The organism is Streptomyces sp. NPDC033165 (genome assembly GCF_055577965.1).
Window position 1 is genome coordinate 560284 of sequence record NZ_JBVIPK010000002.1, and the last position, 18329, is coordinate 578612.

The 18329-nt window shown below is 74.0% G+C and carries 17 protein-coding genes; 10 read left to right on the forward strand and 7 right to left on the reverse strand.

Annotated elements, in window-relative coordinates:
• The first annotated feature begins 57 nt into the window (after positions 1-57).
• From ACZ5WC_RS06910 to ACZ5WC_RS06940, 7 genes are all read left to right on the forward strand, one after another.
• Positions 58-1368 (forward strand): enoyl-CoA hydratase/isomerase family protein, encoded by a 1311-nt coding sequence (locus ACZ5WC_RS06910; RefSeq protein WP_468539798.1) that lies wholly within the window; start codon positions 58-60, stop codon positions 1366-1368.
• A complete protein-coding gene (locus ACZ5WC_RS06915) occupies positions 1347-2972 on the forward strand; it encodes an AMP-binding protein (protein ID WP_468539799.1) in 1626 nt (541 codons plus the stop codon). The genes ACZ5WC_RS06910 and ACZ5WC_RS06915 overlap by 22 nt, the downstream gene beginning before the upstream one ends.
• Positions 2969-5521, forward strand: coding sequence for a non-ribosomal peptide synthetase (locus ACZ5WC_RS06920; RefSeq protein ID WP_468539800.1), 2553 nt, complete (start codon positions 2969-2971; stop codon positions 5519-5521). Before ACZ5WC_RS06915 ends, ACZ5WC_RS06920 begins: the two co-directional genes overlap by 4 nt.
• A gap of 175 nt (positions 5522-5696) precedes the next feature.
• Positions 5697-6941 (forward strand): ATP-grasp domain-containing protein, encoded by a 1245-nt coding sequence (locus tag ACZ5WC_RS06925; protein ID WP_468539801.1) that lies wholly within the window; start codon positions 5697-5699, stop codon positions 6939-6941.
• The gene (locus ACZ5WC_RS06930; protein WP_468539802.1) at positions 6934-7635 is read left to right on the forward strand and encodes an HAD-IA family hydrolase; all 702 of its coding nucleotides are present in this window, start codon (positions 6934-6936) and stop codon (positions 7633-7635) included. The genes ACZ5WC_RS06925 and ACZ5WC_RS06930 overlap by 8 nt, the downstream gene beginning before the upstream one ends.
• Positions 7632-8765: a hypothetical protein gene (locus ACZ5WC_RS06935; RefSeq protein ID WP_468539803.1), complete on the forward strand. Its 1134-nt coding sequence runs from the start codon at positions 7632-7634 to the stop codon at positions 8763-8765. The genes ACZ5WC_RS06930 and ACZ5WC_RS06935 overlap by 4 nt, the downstream gene beginning before the upstream one ends.
• Before the next feature lie 60 nt (positions 8766-8825).
• On the forward strand, positions 8826-9812 hold the full coding sequence (locus ACZ5WC_RS06940) for an NAD-dependent epimerase/dehydratase family protein (RefSeq protein WP_468539804.1): 987 nt from the start codon (positions 8826-8828) through the stop codon (positions 9810-9812).
• Between the two features lie 16 nt (positions 9813-9828).
• On the opposite strand, the gene msrA is transcribed toward ACZ5WC_RS06940, so the two are convergent.
• Positions 9829-10494 carry a peptide-methionine (S)-S-oxide reductase MsrA gene (msrA, locus tag ACZ5WC_RS06945; protein WP_468539805.1) on the reverse strand — a complete coding sequence of 222 codons (666 nt, stop codon included), beginning with the start codon at positions 10492-10494 and terminating at the stop codon, positions 9829-9831.
• Positions 10485-11459, reverse strand: coding sequence for a LysR family transcriptional regulator (locus tag ACZ5WC_RS06950; protein WP_468539806.1), 975 nt, complete (start codon positions 11457-11459; stop codon positions 10485-10487). Before ACZ5WC_RS06950 ends, msrA begins: the two co-directional genes overlap by 10 nt.
• 110 nt (positions 11460-11569) lie before the next feature.
• On the opposite strand from ACZ5WC_RS06950, the gene ACZ5WC_RS06955 reads away from it, so the two are divergent.
• Positions 11570-12784: an MFS transporter gene (locus ACZ5WC_RS06955; RefSeq protein ID WP_468539807.1), complete on the forward strand. Its 1215-nt coding sequence runs from the start codon at positions 11570-11572 to the stop codon at positions 12782-12784.
• Between the two features lie 18 nt (positions 12785-12802).
• On the opposite strand, the gene ACZ5WC_RS06960 is transcribed toward ACZ5WC_RS06955, so the two are convergent.
• Positions 12803-13906, reverse strand: a complete 1104-nt coding sequence (locus ACZ5WC_RS06960; RefSeq protein ID WP_468539808.1) for a hypothetical protein — start codon at positions 13904-13906, stop codon at positions 12803-12805.
• A gap of 66 nt (positions 13907-13972) precedes the next feature.
• Between ACZ5WC_RS06960 and ACZ5WC_RS06965 the strand changes: the two genes are divergently transcribed.
• On the forward strand, positions 13973-15118 hold the full coding sequence (locus tag ACZ5WC_RS06965) for a cystathionine gamma-synthase (RefSeq protein ID WP_468539809.1): 1146 nt from the start codon (positions 13973-13975) through the stop codon (positions 15116-15118).
• Between the two features lie 57 nt (positions 15119-15175).
• Here the strand turns inward: ACZ5WC_RS06965 and ACZ5WC_RS06970 are convergent, their stop codons facing one another.
• From ACZ5WC_RS06970 to ACZ5WC_RS06985, 4 genes are all read right to left on the reverse strand, one after another.
• Positions 15176-15367, reverse strand: coding sequence for a DUF1059 domain-containing protein (locus ACZ5WC_RS06970; RefSeq protein ID WP_096623716.1), 192 nt, complete (start codon positions 15365-15367; stop codon positions 15176-15178).
• Positions 15368-15455: 88 nt separating this feature from the next.
• Positions 15456-15722 carry a hypothetical protein gene (locus tag ACZ5WC_RS06975; RefSeq protein WP_468539810.1) on the reverse strand — a complete coding sequence of 89 codons (267 nt, stop codon included), beginning with the start codon at positions 15720-15722 and terminating at the stop codon, positions 15456-15458.
• Positions 15719-16213, reverse strand: a complete 495-nt coding sequence (locus ACZ5WC_RS06980) for a sigma factor-like helix-turn-helix DNA-binding protein (protein WP_468539811.1) — start codon at positions 16211-16213, stop codon at positions 15719-15721. Before ACZ5WC_RS06980 ends, ACZ5WC_RS06975 begins: the two co-directional genes overlap by 4 nt.
• A gap of 75 nt (positions 16214-16288) precedes the next feature.
• Positions 16289-16819, reverse strand: a complete 531-nt coding sequence (locus tag ACZ5WC_RS06985) for a MarR family winged helix-turn-helix transcriptional regulator (protein ID WP_468539812.1) — start codon at positions 16817-16819, stop codon at positions 16289-16291.
• 158 nt (positions 16820-16977) lie between these two features.
• On the opposite strand from ACZ5WC_RS06985, the gene ilvA reads away from it, so the two are divergent.
• A complete protein-coding gene (gene ilvA / locus ACZ5WC_RS06990; protein ID WP_468539813.1) occupies positions 16978-18207 on the forward strand; it encodes a threonine ammonia-lyase in 1230 nt (409 codons plus the stop codon).
• The last annotated feature ends 122 nt before the right edge of the window (positions 18208-18329 follow it).

Here is an 18329-nt window from a genome sequence, read left to right on the forward strand (position 1 = left end):
GCACAACCGGTACGGACCACGGAACCGGCACGGACGACGACGGGGGACAGCGCGCACATGACGACGAGCACATCGCCCGGGCCCGCGCCCGGCCTGGGCCGGGGGTACGCCGACGACCGTGCCGCCACCGTCGCCTTCCTCGCCCGGAGCGAGGAGGAGCTGCGCGCCGCGGGCCCGGACCGGGCGGCGGCCGCCCCGCCGCACTCGGCCGCCCGCCGCGCCCGGCGGCGGTTCATGGAACGCCATGCCGCCGCCCTCTACGCGGAACTGACCGACGAGCGCCGGGAGTTCCTCAGGCTGGACGACCTCGTCGCCCGGGCGGACACCCTGGTGCCCGGACTCGTACCGACGAAGAGCCAGGCCGAGGAGGAGCGGCGCAGGCCGCAGCGCGACAAGGAGGGCCGGGAGACCGATCACGGGATCTTCTTCTGGGGCCTCCTGCGGGACGCCACGGCCGGGCCGCACCTCCTGGAGGCGATGCGCAGGCCGACCCCGAAGGCGCTGGCCGCACTGCCCGGCTTCCGGGCCACCGGCCACGCCGACCTCGGCCTCGTCTCCGTGACGCGCCGGGGCGGCACGGGCGAGGTCACCGTCCACAACACGCGGTTCCTCAACGCCGAGGACGACCTGCTGGTCGCCGCACTGGAGGCGGCCGTCGACCTGGTGCTGCTCGACGACTCGATCCGGGTGGGCGTGATGCGCGGCGCGCCGATGACCCACCCGCGCTACGCCGGGCGCCGGGTGTTCAGCGCGGGCATCAACCTCACCCGCCTCTACGAGGGCGAGATCTCGCTCATCGACTTCTTCCTGGGGCGCGAACTCGGCTACATCAACAAGATCTTCCGGGGGCTCAGCGTCCCGGACGACGGCACCGGCTGGCTTCCGGAATCCGTCGAGAAGCCCTGGATCGCCGCCGTGGACACCTTCGCGATCGGCGGCGGGGCACAGATCCTGCTCGTCTTCGACCGGGTGATCGCCGCCGACGACGCCTACTTCACCCTCCCGGCCCTGCGCGAGGGGATCATCCCGGGCGCCGCCAACCTGCGGCTGCCCCGGGTCGCGGGCAACCGGCTGGCCCGGCAGGCGATCTTCGCCGACCGGCGGATCGACGCCGCATCGCCCGAGGGGCGGCTGCTGTGCGACGAGGCGGTCCCCGCGGACCGGCTGGACGCGGCGGTGGAGGCCGCGGCGGCCGAGCTGGCCAACCCGGCCGCCGTCAACAACCGCCGTGTCCTGCACGCCCACGAGGAGCCCGAGGACGAGTTCCGGCACTACATGGCGACGTACGCCGTGGAGCAGTGCAGACGTCTGACCAGCAGCGACCTGGTGGAGAGCCTGGAACGCACATGGATATCGAGGAACAGATGACCACCACCGACAGCCTCCCCGGCACCCTGGCCCACCGCACGATGTACCAGTGGTTCGAGGAATCCGCCCTGCGGCTGCCCGGCCACCCCGCGCTGGAGATCGGCGACGAGGTCCTCACCTACGCCGAACTGCGCCGCCTCGCCCTCACCCTGGCCGCCCGCATCGTGCACAAGCACGGCGGGCTGCCCGACCGGGTCGCCCTCGCCGCCACCCGCTCGGTGGGCGCGTACGCCGCATATCTGGCGATCCAGCGGCTCGGCGCGGCCGTGGTGCCGCTGAACCCGGACTACCCGCAGCAGCGCAACCTCGACATCGCCCAGCGCGCCGGGGTCACCGTCGCTCTCGTCGACGACCGGGCCGCCGGCCTCTTCGGGCTGCTTCCCGAGCGGCACCGGCCGACCGTGCTGGAGCTGGCCGAGGACGAGCGCGCCGACCCGGACCTGCTGGAGGGGGCGCTCCAGGAGACGCTGCCACCGGTCCCCGCCGACCTCGGACGCGAGGCGTACCTCCTGTTCACCTCGGGGTCCACCGGCCAGCCCAAGGGCGTGCCGATCCTGCACCGCCAGTTCTCCCCGTACCTCGAACACAACATCCCGCGCTACGAGATCGGCCCGGGCAGCCGCCTCACCCAGGTCTTCGGCCTGACCTTCGACGCGCACGCCTTCGACCTCTTCGCGACCTGGGGCGGCGGCGGCACCCTGGTCGTCCCGACGGCGGCCGACCTCTACTCGCCGGTCGACTTCATCGTGGAGCGGGAGCTGACCCACTGGTTCTCGGTGCCGTCGGTGGTGCGCGAGGCCCAGCGGCTCGGCAACCTCCCGCTGGGGCGCTGCGTCACCCTCAGGCACAGCCTGTTCGGCGCCGAACCGGTCACCGTCCAGCACGTCGCGCTGTGGCGGGAGGTGGCCCCGAACTCGGCGATCCACAACATGTACGGCCCGACCGAGGTGACCATCTGCTGCTCCAACCACCTCCTGACCGGCCCCAGTTCGAGCTGGGCCGGGTTCAGCGGCGGCACGGTGCCGATCGGCACGATGTACCCGGGCATGGAAGGCGTCCTGCTGGACGAGGACGGGCGCGAGACGGACGAGGGCGAGCTGTGCGTACGCGGCCCGCAGCGCTTCGACGGCTATCTCGACCCGCGCGAGAACACCGGCCGCTTCCTCCGGTACGAGGAGGGCGGCCGGGCCACCGTGTACGACGGCTCCGGCCCGCTCACCGACCGCCACTGGTACCGCACCGGTGACCGGGTCCGCCGCGAGGGCGGGGTCATGGTGCACTGCGGCCGGCTCGACCAGCAGGTCAAGATCCGCGGCCACCGGGTGGAGATCGGCGAGGTCGAGGCGGTCGTCCGCCGCCACCCGGCGGTCGTCGACGTCGCCGTGATCGCGCTCCCCACGGCGGAGGGCGAGACCGAGCTGGTCGCCGCCTACGCGGGCCGGGAGACGGACCCGGCGCGGTTCGACGCCTGGCTGCGCGAGCAGGTCCCGCTGCACATGGTGCCCGCGCGGATCACCCGGCTGGACGGCCTGCCGCTCAACGACAACGGAAAGACGGACCGCAACGCACTGGCGCGGATCCTCGGCACCCCGGAGGGGTCATGACTGACACGGCCGAAGCGACGCACCCGGCCGCCCGCCTGGAGTGGTGGCGCACCGAACTGGCAGGCCTCGACCCCCTGGAGCTGCCCGCCGACCGCCCGCGCCCCTCGGTGCGCGAGCCCGGTACGGCCCGCCGCACGCACACCGTCCCGGCCGCCACGGCGGACGCCCTGCGCAAGGCCGCGGCCGGATACGGCGCACCGCTGCCGGTGGTGCTGCTCGCGGCGTACCAGCTGCTGCTGGGGCGCTGGAGCCGCCGGCAGGACGTGGCCGTCGGCACACCCGTGGCGGGGGAACTCGCCGTCGTACGCACCGACCTGGCGGCGGCGACCTTCGGGGACCTGGTGGCCCGGGCCGGTGCGGCGCTGCGCGGGGCCCAGGACCGGGGCGTCCCGTTCCAGGAGCTCGTCGCCGCCCTCGTGCCGGAACCGGACAGCAGCCACCACCCCCTGGTCCAGGCTCTGTTCACAGGACCGGAGGGCGGTGGAGCCCCCCTCGCCGGCCCCTGCCCGCCCGACCTCGCGCTGACCCACGAGGACGACGCGGCCGGGCTCCGGCTCCACCTCGACCACAGCACCGCGCTCTTCGACACGGAGACCGCCGAGCGGTTCGCCGGGAACCTCCTCACCCTGCTCACCGCCGTCGCCGGGCACCCCGGCAGCGCGCTGGGCGACCTCGACCTGCTCGACGCGGCCGAGCGGCGCCTGCTCCTCACCGAGTGGAGCGCCCGCCCCGCCGCCCGCCCGGCCGACCGCCAGGTCGCCGAGCTGGTGGCCGAGCAGGCCGGGCGGACCCCCGAAGCGGTCGCCGTGGTCTTCGGCGACGAGGAGGTCACGTACGGCGGACTCAACGCCCGCGCCAACCGGCTGGCCCACCACCTGAGGACGCTCGGGGTCGCGCCGGACGTTCCCGTCGGCGTCTGCCTGGAGCGCGGCCCCGAGCTGATCGTCGCGCTGCTCGCGGTCCTGAAGGCGGGCGGGGCCTACGTACCGCTCGACCCCGAACACCCCGTGGACCGGATCGACTTCGTCCTGCGCGACACCGCCGCACCCGTCGTCGTCACCCAGGAGGCCCTGCGCGGACGGCTCGCCGCCGAGGACCGCGCCCTGGTCGCCGTCGACACCGACCGCGAGACGCTCGCCACCGCCGACGCGGCGGACCCCGCCTCCGTCACCGGGCCGGACGACCTCGCCTACGTCCTCTACACCTCCGGGTCGACCGGCACCCCCAAGGGCGTCGCCATCACGCTCGGTTCACTGACCGGCCTGCTCCTGGGGATGCGGGAGATCTTCCCGGCGCCCGCGAGCGACCGGGTCCTGTTCACCACCTCGGCCACCTTCGACATCGCGAACGTCGAGGTGTTCCTGCCCCTGGTCACCGGGGGCCGGATCATCGGCGCCGACCGTGAACAGGTCCACACCCCCGGCGCTCTCGCCGCCCTCGCCGACCGGCACGACGTCACCCTCGTCCAGGCCACCCCGTCGGCGTGGCGGCCGCTCCTGGACGCCCTCGGCGACCGGCCGGGACCGCGCGACCTGACCGTCTTCACCGCCGGGGAGGCGCTCCCCGCCGACCTGGCCGCGAAGATGCTGCGCGCGGGCCGCCGGGTCGTCAACGGCTACGGCCCGACCGAGACCACGGTCTACGCGACGGTCGCCGAGATCCGCGACGCGGCGGGCCCCGTACCGATCGGCCGCCCCACCCCGGGCACCGAGGTGTACGTCGTGGACGAGGCCGACCGGCCGGTGCCCGTCGGCGTACCCGGTGAACTCCTCATCGGCGGCCGGGGCGTGGCACGCGGCTACCTGGGCCGCCCGGAGCTGACCGGGGAGCGGTTCACCGCGCACCCCTTCCCCGAGCACGCGGCCGACGGGCCGGCCGCCCGGGTGTACCGCACCGGGGACCTGGTGCGGTGGCTGCCCGACGGGAACCTGGAGTTCCTCGGGCGCCTGGACCACCAGGTGAAGGTGCGCGGCTTCCGCATCGAGCTGGGCGAGATCGAGTCCGCGCTCCTGGCCCACGCCGACGTGGACGCCTGCGTGGTGACCGTCCGCGAGGACGTTCCCGGCGGCGCCCCCGGCGAGAAGGCGCTCGTCGCGTACTGCGTACCGGCAACGGGCCGCACCCCGGGCGTGGGGGCCCTGCGCGACTGGTGCGGGCGCGGGCTGCCCGGCTACATGGTGCCCGGCGCGTTCGTCTTCCTCGACCGGCTGCCGCTGACCACCAGCGGCAAGACCGACCGCACCGCACTGCCCGCCCCGGACGGCGAACGGACCGGCCTGGAAGCCGAGTTCGTGGCACCCCGCACCCCCGCGGAACGCGCCGTCGCCCGCGTGTGGGCGGACGCGCTGTGGGCGGACGAGGTCGGCGCCCACGACGACTTCTTCGAACTCGGCGGCGACTCGCTGACCGCGACCCGGACGGCGCTGCGGCTCCAGGAGGAATTCGGCCTGGAGATCCCGGTGCGGGTGCTGTTCACCTGCTCGACGGTCGAGACGCTGGCGAAGGCCCTGACCACGGCGCGCCGCGCAGGCGGATTCCCGGCGGCCTGACCGGACGGCAGGGCGCGCCCCGCGGACTGTCACGGCGACAGCCCGCGGGCCCGCCACACCCTTCTCCCGCCCGACTTACCACCACATTCCCCTACATCACCCTTACTTGCCTACGTCCATGCGCCCCGGCGCAGGCCCCTGCCCCGCACGGGCCCCGGAACACAGAGGTTGCCCCATGAGTGACAAGCCGGTGCTTCTCGTCGTCTACGACACGGGGAGCCTCGCACCGACCAGGCTGGCCGAAGCCGCCCGGGACAACGGCTGCTCGCTGGTCTTCGTGACGGCCGGAACCGACCACGCGCGGGAGATGATCCCCACGCTGGAGACGGTCGGTTCCGTCGTGGACGCGGCGGGCCGCACCGAGGCGGAGCTCGTGGCGGAACTGCGCGCGCTCGGCCCGGCGGGCATCATCACCTTCAGCGAGTTCCAGATCGCCCCGACCGTGCGGCTCGCCGACGCACTCGGGCTGCGCTACCACCGGCCCGCCGACGTCGACGCGATCACCCACAAGGACCTCCAGCGGCAGCGCTTCGCCGACGCGGGCGTCGACAGCGTCCGCTTCCGTACGATCACCGGCACCGAACAGGCCGACGAGGCAATCGCGTACGTCGGACTGCCCGCCATCATCAAGCCGGTGATCGGCGCCTCCAGCCGCAACACCCAGGCCGTGGCGACGGCCGAGGAGTGCCACGCGGCCCTGGCCCAGATGTTCTCCGGCGACGACGGCCCCGCCGAGACCGCGGTGATGCTGGAGGAACTGCTCGTCGGCCGGGAGACCCCGGCCCCCTGGGGCGACTACATCGCGGTGGACTGCGTCGCCGACGGCGACGACGTCCGGCCGGTCTTCGTGACCAGCAAGTTCGCGCTGGCCGAACCCTTCCGCGAGCGCGGCGGCTACGGCGGCTTCTCCGTCGTGCCCAAGGACGAGGAACGGGCCGTACGGGACCTGGCGTGCCGCGCGGTACGCGCCCTGAACATCCACGGCGTCGCCGACGTCGAGATCAAACTGACCGCCGAAGGCCCCCGGGTCATCGAGGTCAACGGCCGCCTCGGCGCCTGGGTCGACGACCTCGCGATCCGCTCGGGCACCTCCGACCCCGCCCGGGTGGCGGTCGCCGCCGCGCTCGGCCTGCCGTACGAGACACCCGAGGTCAAACAGGACGGGCCGATCGCCTTCCACTACCTGATCGTGCCGCCGGTCGGGGCCCGCAAGGTGGCCTCGATCCGCAACGTCTCCGCCCTGCGCCGGCTGCCCGGCGTGGACCGGGTCACCGTGCTGGCCGAACCGGGCGCCGCCGCCGACTGGCGCATCGGCGCACGCGGCAACACGGCGGCCGTCATCGGCTCCGCCGCGAACCACCGGGAACTGGCCGCGACCGTCGCCGCCATCGAGAACGTGGACTGGATCACCTATGAGTGAGTTCGTCATCTTCGACCTGGACGGCGTCCTGGTCGACACCCAGGACGCCGAGAACGGCGGGCTCGCGTACATCGGCGAGCTGATGGGTCTTCCCCTCGGCAAGGAACAGCGGGACGAGCTGTTCTCCGGAAAGAAGATGCAGGAGTGCCTCGACCTCATGGAGGAGATCACCGGCACCCCGCCGCCCGCCGGAGCCATGGCGCTCGCCCGCGCCAAGTGCGACGAGCTGATCGGCTCCTGGCTGGAGCCCATCGAGGGGGTCGCCCACGCCCTGGAGCAGCTGAGCGCGACCCCCGGCACCGGCATGTGCGTCGCCTCCAACAGCCCGCCGGACATCATGGCGGACCGCCTCGGCAAGGCGGGCATCCTGCACCACTTCGAGGGCCGGCTCTTCTCCGCGTACGACATCAACGCCTGGAAGCCCGACCCGAAGCTGTTCCTGTGGGCGGCCGCCGAGTGCGCCGCCGACGTGGACGACTGCGTCGTCGTCGAGGACAGCCCGGTCGGTGTGGACGCCGCACTCGGCGCCGGGATGCGGGTCCTCCAGTACACCGCCGACCCCGCCGTCGGCCCGCACCGCGACGGCGTCCGCACCTTCCCCTCCCTGCGCGAACTGCCCCGCCTGGTCCGCGAAGCGCACCGGCTCGCGCCCCCCACCCCGCTCGCCACCGCACCCCTCGGAGGTACGTCATGAACCAGCCCCGCAAGATCATGGTCCTGGGCGCCGGAGACCTCGGCCGCCGCGTCTTCCACGAACTCGCCCACAGCACCGGCGAGCGGCACGTCCAACTGGTCGGCCGGGATGAGGAAGTGGCGCTGCGCGCCACGAACCTGGCCCGCTTCTGCGCCGTACAGCGCGGCTACGCGCCCACCGTCAGCCACGCCCTGACGGACCTGACCGACGTGGCGCGCACCGCCGAACGCATCGCGGCCTTCGCACCGGACGTCATCTTCCTCGCCGCCAGCTACCAGTCGTGGTGGGTCATCTCCACCCTGGAGGCCTCCGCCTTCCAGCGCGTGTACGCCGCCAACTACGGCCCCTGGCTGCCGATGCACCTGGTCCCGGTGATGAAGGCCATGGAGGCCGTCAAGCTCTCCGGCACCCAGGCCGTCGTCGTCAACGCGGCCTACCCCGACGCCGTGCACCCGGCGCTCACCGCGATCGGCCTCTCGCCCCACATCGGCATCGGCAACGTCGCCAACAACGTGCCCGGCATCACCGCGGCCGCCGCCGACGAGCTCGGCCGCTCCACCGCCGACGTCGAGGTGCGGCTCGTCGCCCACCACTACGTCTCGCACCGCCTGTCGCGCCACGGCAACAGCGGACCGGCCGCGATGGGCCTCGGCATCCGCGTCGACGGCCGCGACGTGACGGCCGAGCTCGACACCGCCGCCCTCCTCCGCAGGCTCCCCGCCCAGTACCGCCGAACCGGCGGCCTGGCCGGCCAGACCATGACGGCGGCCTCGGCGCTGAGCGTCCTGGAGCCGCTGGCCGACGGGCGGGACGCGGTCGTCCACGCGCCCGGCGCGGACGGCGCTCTGGGCGGCTTCCCCGTGGCGATCGAGTCCGGAAAGTTCCGGCCGCTGCTGCCGGACGGCATGACCGACGAGGAGGCCCACGCGATCAACGTGTCAGGCCAGGTGCAGGACGGCATCCGCGAGATACGCGCGGACGGCACCGTCGCCTTCGAGCCCGCCTCGATGGCCGTCATGACCGAAGAACTGGGCTACGACTGCGCCGAGATGAAGCTGTCGGAGGCGGAGGACCGGGCGCGGGAGATCAGCGAGCGGTTCGCGGCGTACCGGGCCAGGACGACGGGCTGACGGTACGGACACCCCGCACCCACCCCACTGTCACCACCACAGGGAAGGCACAGGCACACAGTGAGACTGCTGCTGCTCGGCGGTACGGGCTTCGGGGGCCGCGCGGTCGCCGAGGCCGCGCGCGACCGGGGCTGGGACGTCACCGTCCTGCACCGGGGCGAACACCCGGCCCCACCCGGCGTACGGGTCCTGACCGGCGACCGCACACAACCCGACGGCCTCACCGCCCTCACCACCGGTGAGTGGGACGCGGTCGTCGACACCTGGTCGTCCGCCCCCACGGCCGTGCGGGACGCGGCCCGGCTGCTCGCCGACCGGGCGGCCCGCTACGTGTTCGTCTCCAGCCGCTCGGTGTACGCCTGGCCCGCCCCGGCGGGCCTGGACGAGTTCGGCCCCCTGGCCGAGGGGGACCCCGACGCCGGGGCGACGGACTTCCCGGCGGACAAACGCGGCGCGGAGCTGGCCGTGCTGCGGGAGTTCGGCGAGGAGCGCACCCTGATCGTCAGGCCCGGCCTGATCCTCGGCCCGCACGAGACCCCCGGACGCCTGACCTGGTGGCTGGAGCGGGTGGCCCGGGGCGGCCCGGTCCTCGCCCCCGGCCCGAGGGACACCCCGCTCCAGTACGTCGACGCCCGCGACCTCGCGACCTGGCTGCTCGACGCCCTGACCGCCGGACTGCACGGCCCCTACAACCTGGTGGGCCCCCGCGACCACGGCACGATGGGCGACCTGCTGGACGCCTGCGTACGGGCCACGGGATCCACCGCCGAACTGCGCTGGGCCACCCCGGAGGCCATCGAGGCGGCGGGTGTCGGAGGCTGGAGCGACCTCCCCATCTGGGCCCCACCGGGCAGCGACCTCCACGCGGCGGTACACGCGGGAGACGTGACCAGGGCACTGGCCACGGGCCTGCGCTGCCGCCCCCTCCAGGACACGGTCCACGACACCTGGACCTGGCGCCGCGCCCTGCCCGAGGACACGGCACCACCCCTCGCGGACGGCCTGTCCCCCGAACGGGAGAAGGAGGTGCTGGCGGGGCTCGCGTGAGGGCGACCGCCGACGGTCAGGTGCCGGTCGGGGAGACACCGACCGGGCAGGACACCCCCGTACCGCCGATCCCGCAGTAGCCGCCCGGGTTCTTGTCCAGGTACTGCTGGTGATATGCCTCCGCAGGCCAGAACGGGCGGCCCTCGGCGGGCAGGATCTCCGTGGTGATCTCCTTGTGCCCCGAGGCCGTCAGGACCTTCTGGTACGCCTCACGGGAAGCCTCGGCGGCCGCCGCCTGCGCGGGGGAGTGGGTGTAGAGCGCCGAGCGGTACTGGGTGCCCACGTCGTTGCCCTGGCGGAAGCCCTGCGTCGGGTTGTGGGACTCCCAGAACAGCTTCAGCAGCTCCTCGTACGTGACGACCGCCGGGTCGAAGACCACGCGGACCGCCTCCGTGTGCCCGGTCAGCCCCGAGCAGGCCTCCTCGTACGTGGGGTTCTCCGTGTAGCCGCCCTGATAGCCGACGAGCGTCGTCCAGACGCCCTCCGTCTGCCAGAACTTCCGCTCCGCACCCCAGAAACAGCCCAGCGCGAAGTCCGCCACCTCCAGGCCCTCCGGATACGGCCCCACCAAGGGGTTGCCGAGGACCGTGTGGCGGGAGGGGACGCTGAATTCGGGTACGGGGCGGCCGCGCAGGGCCTGCTCGGGGGTGGGGAGCTCGGGGGTACGGCGGTTCAGGAACATGCGGATGGCTCCTCCGGGGTCGGGTTCGCTCCGTACAACGCGGCAACGGCCCCCGGGATTCCGGGGCGGACGGCCGCGGCCTCCGCCGCCAGGGTCCGCGCGAAAGCCCGGGTCCGTGCCGTCTCCCGGTCGCGGTGCCACACCAGCGCGAGGGAGGAGTCCGGGAGGCCGGTCACCGGGACGAAGGCCACCGCCCGGCTGCCGTAGTAGTCGGCCGTCGGGTGGCACAGCAGCATCCCGCCCCGGCCCGCCCGCACCAGCGCCAGGCCCTCCTGGAGGCTGCCCACCGCGGGCCCGGCCGGGATCGCGCGGCCACCGGGCGTGACGGCCGGGGCCTGCGCCCGGCGCCAGTACTCCGGGGCCGCCGCCCCCTGGACGCCGATGAGCGGGCAGCCCGCCAGGTCCTCGGCGTCGACGCCGGCGCGCCGTGCGTACGGGTGCCGGTCGGAGACGGCGAGGGCGAGCGGCTGGGCGGAGAAGACCGGGCCGAGCACCAACCCGTCCTCCCGGACCGGCATCAGCACCACGGCCGCGTCGACCTCACCCCGGCGCACCGCGCCGAACGGGTCGGACAGCGGGACCTCCACGATCTCGGCGGCGCAGTCGGGATACCCGTCCCGGAAGGCCGCGACCGCCCGCATGAACGGGTCGTTCGCCGTGCCCTGGAAGCCGACGCGGAACACGCCCCCGAATCCCCGGGCCGTGTCCCGCACCTCCTCGATCGTCGTGACGATCGCGTCGAAGGCGGGCCGCAGCCCCGTGTGCAGCTGTTCGCCGAGCGGGGTGAGGCGGACCCGGCGACTCGTGCGGTCGACCAGCCGCCCGCCGATCCTGCTCTCCAGAGCCCTCAGCAGCTGGCTGATCCGGCTCTGCGAGAGGTAGAGGCGTTCCCCGGCGCGCCCGAAGTGGAGTTCGTCGGCCAGCGCCAGGAACGCCTCCAGCTCCCGGATCTCCGGATTGCTCACCGCACCCGCCCCCTCTCGTCGCCCTTGGTCTCCGCATGCATGAGCCCAGCTCATAGAAGGATGAGTGATCGGCCGTTGTTCCCGTTGCCCCTCCCCGATTGGCTGGGGACATGACGCACGTTCAGGAATGCTCAGGTGCCCCGCCCGCCCCGACCGCCCGGCCAGGGCGGTCGCCGAACGGCTGGTGGGGCGTGTCCGCCCTCGCACTCGCCACGTTCACGGTGGTCACGTCCGAGATGCTGCCCGTCGGGCTGCTCACGCCGATGGGCCGCTCACTCGGCGTCCCGGAGGGCGTGGCCGGTCTGACGCTGACCATCACCGGACTCGTCGCGGCACTCTCGGCCCCCGCCCTCGTGCCGCTGCTGGGCCGCACCGACCGGCGTACGGCCCTCTGCGCGCTGGTCGCCCTGCTGGTGATGGGCAACCTGGGCGCGGCCTGGGCGCCGGACTTCGGGACGATGGTCGTCGCCCGCGTCCTGGTCGGCATCGGCATGGGCGGTGTCTGGGCCGTCGCCGCGGGGCTCGCGGTGCGCCTCGTCCCGGCGGCATCCGTCGGGGCCGCCACCTCGCTGGTCTTCAGCGGAGTCGCTGTCGCCTCCGTCCTGGGCGTCCCGGCCGGAACGTACCTCGGGGCCCTCGCGGGCTGGCGCGCCGCGTTCCTGGCGGCAGCCGGGCTCGGGACCGTGGTGCTGGTCGCGGCGGCGCTTCTGCTGCCCCGGCTGCCCGCCGAGCGCACGGTACCGATCGGCGGTGTGCTGCGGCTGACCCGCGATCCCCGGCTGCGCACCGGCCTCGTCGTCGTCGGCTTCCTGGTCACCGGGCACTTCGCCGCGTACACCTACATCAGGCCGGTCCTGGAGGACGTCTCCGGCGTCGGTGCGGGCACCATCGGCGCCCTGCTCCTGGTGTACGGAATCGCCGGGGTGGCCGGGAACTTCCTCGCCGGGGCCGGGGCGGCCCGCTCGCCGCGCGTGACGCTGCTGGCGATCGGCGCGGTCCTCGCCGTCACGGTGGCCGCCCTGCCGTGGCTGGGCGGTTCGCCCGTCCTCGCGGCCGCACTGATGGCCGCCTGGGGGCTCGGCTACGGCGGTGTCTCGGTCAGCACCCAGACCTGGGTGCTGCTCGCCGCCCCGCACGCCCGTGAGGCCGCCTCCTCGCTGTTCGTCGGGGTGTTCAACGGGGCCATCGCGCTCGGGGCGCTGACCGGCGGGCTGGTGGCGGACGGCATCGGTGTCACGGCGGTCACGGCGACGGGCGCGGCGCTGTTGGCGGGCGCGCTGGTCACCACGGCGGTGGGCCGGGCCCCCGCACCCGTCCAGCCTTAGGGCCTCAGTCTTAGGGCCTCAGTGCGGCAGCGTCGCCGGGCTGCCGCCGTTCGCCTCGTAGCCCGCGACCGCCAGCGCCCGGTAGACCGTGTACTGCGCGGCCGGGTCCGGACCCGCCGTCCACGGCAGGGCGCCCACATGGCCGTCGATGCGGACCAGCTGGTGCATCGCCTCCGACCAGCGCTCCATGTGAACCAGGAACAGCACCAGCAGATGGCGGACGTGGGCGAGCATCGGGTCGTCCGGGCGGGCCGCGTGGACCGCGAACATCGCGCCCTCCACCGCCCTGGTCACCACCTGGCCTCGGTAGAAGCCCTGTACGAGGTTGACCTCCGGCAGGTGCTCGTACACCGCGAACAGCGGCAGCGCGGCCAGCAGCGAGCCCTGCGGGGCGCGGGCGGCGGCGGCCGTGGCGAAGGCGTCGGCGTCCTCGCGGGAGCCGTGCCACTTCTCGCAGTGGAAGTGCAGGGCCGCGAGGTGCGCGCCGAAGTGCGCCGGGGCCCGGTCGATGATCTTCGCCCAGAGCTGGTCGAACTGCTCGGGGGCGTAGCCCAGGCCCCGGGCCACCGCCAGTTCCACGATGTAGGGGACGGGGTCGCCGGGGGCGAGAAGGGCCGCCTCGCCGCAGACCGTGCGGGCCTCCTCCAGGATGATCCGGAAGTCGTCGCTCCCGGCCGACGAGGAGCGCCACGCCTGCTGCACCAGGAACTCCGCGTGCACCGCCGCGCCGCCCGCGTCCTTCGGGGACTCCGCACGCCAGGCGCGCAGCCACGCCCCGCCCTTCCCCGGCTGCTGCGCCAGCTCCAGCGAGGCCGCACCCGCGAAGGCCTGGACGCGCTGCCAGCGGACCTCGCCCTCCTTCGGCGTACCGGCGAGCAGCTGGGAGGCGGCCCGCCAGTCCTGGGTGGCCTGGACGACGTCGAGGACGTCCAGGAGGTCCTGGTCGGGGCCGGGCATCCGGACGTCCAGCTCCTCCTGGCGGGCGAAGCCGTACGTGTCGGGGTCGGCGGCGTCCGGCGAACCCGGGGCGACCTGGCGGATACCGCCCCGGCGGCGCATGACCCAGGGGCCGATCACGGCGGCCAGCATGCACATCGCGAGCAGGAACAACAGAATCTCCATGGCCCCATTGTCCCCGGAGCGGCGAGTGGGCGGTAAGGGCCCTCGTGACGAACTACGCTCGGGGCCATGAGCGACCAGCACAGCTTCGAGACCCTCGCCATCCACGCGGGGAACACCGCCGACCCCCTCACCGGCGCCGTGGTTCCGCCCATTTACCAGGTGTCCACGTACAAGCAGGACGGCGTGGGCGGACTGCGCGGCGGCTACGAGTACAGCCGCAGCGCCAACCCGACCCGCACCGCCCTGGAGGAGAACCTGGCGGCCCTGGAAGGCGGCCGCCGCGGTCTCGCCTTCGCCTCCGGTCTCGCCGCCGAGGACTGCCTCCTGCGTACGCTGCTGACCCCCGGCGACCACGTGGTCATCCCCAACGACGCCTACGGCGGCACGTTCCGGCTGTTCGCGAAGGTCGCCGCGCGGTGGGGCGTGGAGTTCTCGGTGGCCGACACCTCGGACGTGGCGGCCGTCCGGGCCGCGCTCACCCCGCGCACCAAGGCCGTCTGGGTCGAGACCCCCTCCAACCCGCTGCTCGGCATCACCGACATCGCCGCCGTCGCCCAGGTCGCCCGGGAGGCCGGGGCCCGCCTCGTCGTCGACAACACCTTCGCCTCCCCCTACCTCCAGCAGCCGCTGTCCCTCGGCGCGGACGTCGTCGTGCACTCCACCACCAAGTACATGGGCGGCCACTCCGACGTCGTCGGCGGCGCGCTCGTCGTCAGCGACCCGGAGCTGGCCGAGGAGCTGGCGTTCCACCAGAACGCCATGGGCGCGGTCGCCGGTCCCTTCGACGCCTGGCTCGTACTGCGCGGCATCAAGACGCTCGCCGTCCGCATGGACCGGCACACCGAGAACGCCACCAAGGTCGCCGACCTGCTGACCCGCCACCCCAAGGTCACCCAGGTCCTCTACCCGGGCCTGCCCGGGCACCCCGGCCACGAGGTCGCCGCCAAGCAGATGAAGGCGTTCGGCGGCATGGTCTCCTTCCGCGTCGCGGGCGGCGAGGAGGCTGCGGTCGAGGTCTGCAACCGGGCCAAGCTGTTCACGCTCGGCGAGTCCCTCGGCGGTGTGGAGTCGCTGGTCGAGCACCCGGGCCGGATGACGCACGCCTCCGTCGCGGGCTCCCTGCTGGAGGTCCCCGCCGACCTGGTCCGGCTCTCCGTCGGCATCGAGAACGGCGACGACCTGCTCGCCGACCTCACGCAGGCGCTGGGCTGATCACGCGGCACGGCGACGTACCCGGGCGCCCGCCCCAACCGGCGGGCGCCCGCACGCTCAGACGCTGACCTTCTCGTCCTCCAGCATTTCCCGGATCTGACCGCGCAGCTCAGGGCTGTCCTCATGTCCGTGGACGGACACGGCGTGTTCGCTCGCCGCCCGTACGACCTCGTCCTCCTCGCCGGAAATGGTGAGTGAGCAGTTCATCTCGCTCGGGTACTTGCGGCAGTCGGCGATCTTTCTGGTCATCACGGCCTCCCAGGCTCGTACGACGACCGACTCCTCCAGGGTAGGCCGGTCGCGGTCGGCACCCCAACGGCTCGGCACCCCGACGGCTTCACCATCCCTCCAGCGGCGGCGTCACCCGCGCCGGCTCGCGCTCCCACGGCTGCTCGATGCCGGCCCACACCAGGAACACCGCGAGCGCCGCGCCCAGCAGCCCCCCCGCAGTCCGGTGCGCCGCCCGCCGCAGCCGCAGCCGCCGCCCGCCCCGCCGTACCGCCCGCGCCGCCAGGTCCGGCGGCAGCACCGGGTGCGGGCCGTCCAGCATCCGGCGGACCTGCTCGGCCCGTGAGTCCCCCCGCGGCTCCCGGCCGGCGTTCACGGCGTCCCCCGGGGCGCCGGAGCCGGCCGCCCGCTCCCGCTCCGCGAACCCGGTGAGCGCAGCGCCGCCACCGCACGGGCGCAGACCGCGCGGACCCGGTCGGCCGGGAGTCCGAGCAGCGCCGCCGTCCGCTCCTCGTCGACCTCCTCGTACATCCGCAGCACGAGCACGAGCCGTTCGACGGGGGTGAGCCGCCCCAGCACCCCGCCGCGCGGCCGCCGGTGCTGCCGGGCCTCCCGGGCGAAGCGGAGGGCCAGCTCCCGGCGGGCCAGCTCGTAGGGGTCGCCGCCGTGTGAACGGTCCCAGTCGGCGTACGTACGGGCCAGCGCCGCGGACAGCAGCCGCTGGGCCCGTACGTTCGCGCCCGGCGGTTCGGGAGGCTCGGCGGTGAGCAGCGTCGCGGTGTGCAGCAGACGTCCGCCCGCGCCCGCCACGAAGGCCTCGAACTCCTGGGCGCGGAGCCGGTCCCGGTGTTCGGCCCGCTCGCTCATGACCTCATCCGAGCCCCGGCACACCGCCCCGGTCAAGAGTCCGGATGCCGCGGGTGCCCGGACCGGCGCCGGGCGTCAGTCGGTCTGCGTCGACTGGTACGCGGCCTGCCGGGCCGCGAGCGAGGCGTTGAACCGGGTGAGCAGGGCGCAGAACGTGTCCCGCTCCTCCTCCGACCACCCGTCCGTGACCTGCGACATCAGCTCACGCCGGGAGGCGCGTACCTCGTCGAGGCGGGCCTGGCCGCGCGGCGAGAGCTGGAGCACGACGGCCCGGCCGTCCTCCGGGTGCGAGGTGCGCTTGACCAGTCCGGTGTCGACGAGCGGCGCGACCTGCCGCGTCACCGTCGAGGAGTCGATACCCATCCCGGCCGCCAGGGCCTTGACGCCCATCGGGCCTTCCCGGTCCAGCCGGTTCAGCAGCAGGTAGGCCGCCCGGTCCATCGAGTTGCGGACCTGGCCGACACCGCCGAGGCGGGTCTGTTCGGCGCGGCGGGCGAAGACCGCCACCTGGTGCTGGAGTGAGTCCAGCAGGTGGTCGGGGCCCGGGTGTTCGGGGACGGCGCCCCCGGAAGGAGACGCAGCAGTCGTCATGTCCTGAGGGGGCATGGCCGGGGGCTCTCTTCATGCGGTGTCGGATGGAGTGGGGGACAGAGTACGCGGCCCCGGGGCAACGCGTACCAGTGCCGCACAAACCTGCGGACAACACCGCAGGCCGCCATGAGACAAGTCTGCCGCGCACGGTCCGAGCTGCAAGACTTGCGGGCATGAGCTTCCGCGCGACCGCCCCCCACCCGCCCCTGATCCTCGACGATGTCCGTGGCGCGCAGAAAATGCTGTCCGGGGTGGCCCGGGTGACCGCGCTGGAGGGCAGCCGCCATCTGACCCGGCTGGTCGGCTCCCCCGTCCACCTCAAGTGCGAGAACCTCCAGCGCACCGGCTCCTTCAAACTGCGCGGCGCCTACGTCCGGATCTCCGGGCTCACCCCGGTGGAGCGGGCGGCCGGGGTGGTCGCCGCCAGCGCCGGGAACCACGCCCAGGGCGTCGCGCTCGCCTCCTCCCTGCTCGGCGTGCGCTCCACCGTCTTCATGCCCGTCGGGGCGCCCCTGCCGAAGGTCGCGGCTACCCAGGAGTACGGGGCCGAGGTGCGGCTGCACGGCCAGGTCGTCGACGAGACGCTGGCCGCCGCCCAGGAGTACGCGGAGCGGACCGGCGCGGTCTTCATCCACCCCTTCGACCACCCGGACATCATCGCGGGCCAGGGCACCGTCGGCCTGGAGATCCTGGAGCAGTGCCCGGAGGTCCGCACCATCGTCGTCGGGCTCGGCGGCGGCGGTCTCACCGCGGGCATCGCCGTCGCGGTGAAGGCGCTGCGCCCCGACGTCCGGATCGTCGGTGTCCAGGCCGAGGGGGCCGCCGCCTACCCGCCCTCGCTGGCCGCCGGGCACCCCGTCTCCCTCGACGCCCCGGTCACCATGGCCGACGGCATCAAGGTGGGCCGCCCCGGCGACGTACCGTTCGCGCTGATCCGGGAGCTGGTCGACGAGGTCCGCACCGTCACCGAGGACGAGCTGTCCAGTGCCCTGCTGCTCTGCCTGGAGCGGGCCAAGCTGGTCGTCGAGCCGGCCGGGGCCAGTCCGGTGGCGGCGCTGCTCAGCGACCCGAAGGCCTTCCGGGGTCCGGTGGTGGCCCTGCTGTCGGGCGGCAACGTGGACCCGCTGCTGATGCAGCGCATCCTGCGGCACGGGATGTCCGCGGCGGGCCGCTACCTGAGCCTGCGGCTGCGGCTCACCGACCGCCCGGGGGCGCTGGCCGCCCTGCTGGCCGCGCTGACGGTGGCCGACGCGAACGTGCTCGACATCGGTCACGTGCGCACCGACCCGCGTCTCGGCCTGACCGAGGTGGAGGTCGACCTCCACCTGGAGACCAAGGGGCCCCGCCACTGCGAAGAGGTCGAGGCGGCGCTGCGCGCGGAGGGGTACCGGGTCATCGGCTGACCGTCCGGTTCCCGCCGGTTGGCCCGATCTCGTTGTTCACCGCGCGGTGCGGCCCCGCCGATCCTAGGATCGGCGGGGAAACCACGTACGGGTGCGGTCAGCCGCGAGTGACGGGGGAGTCC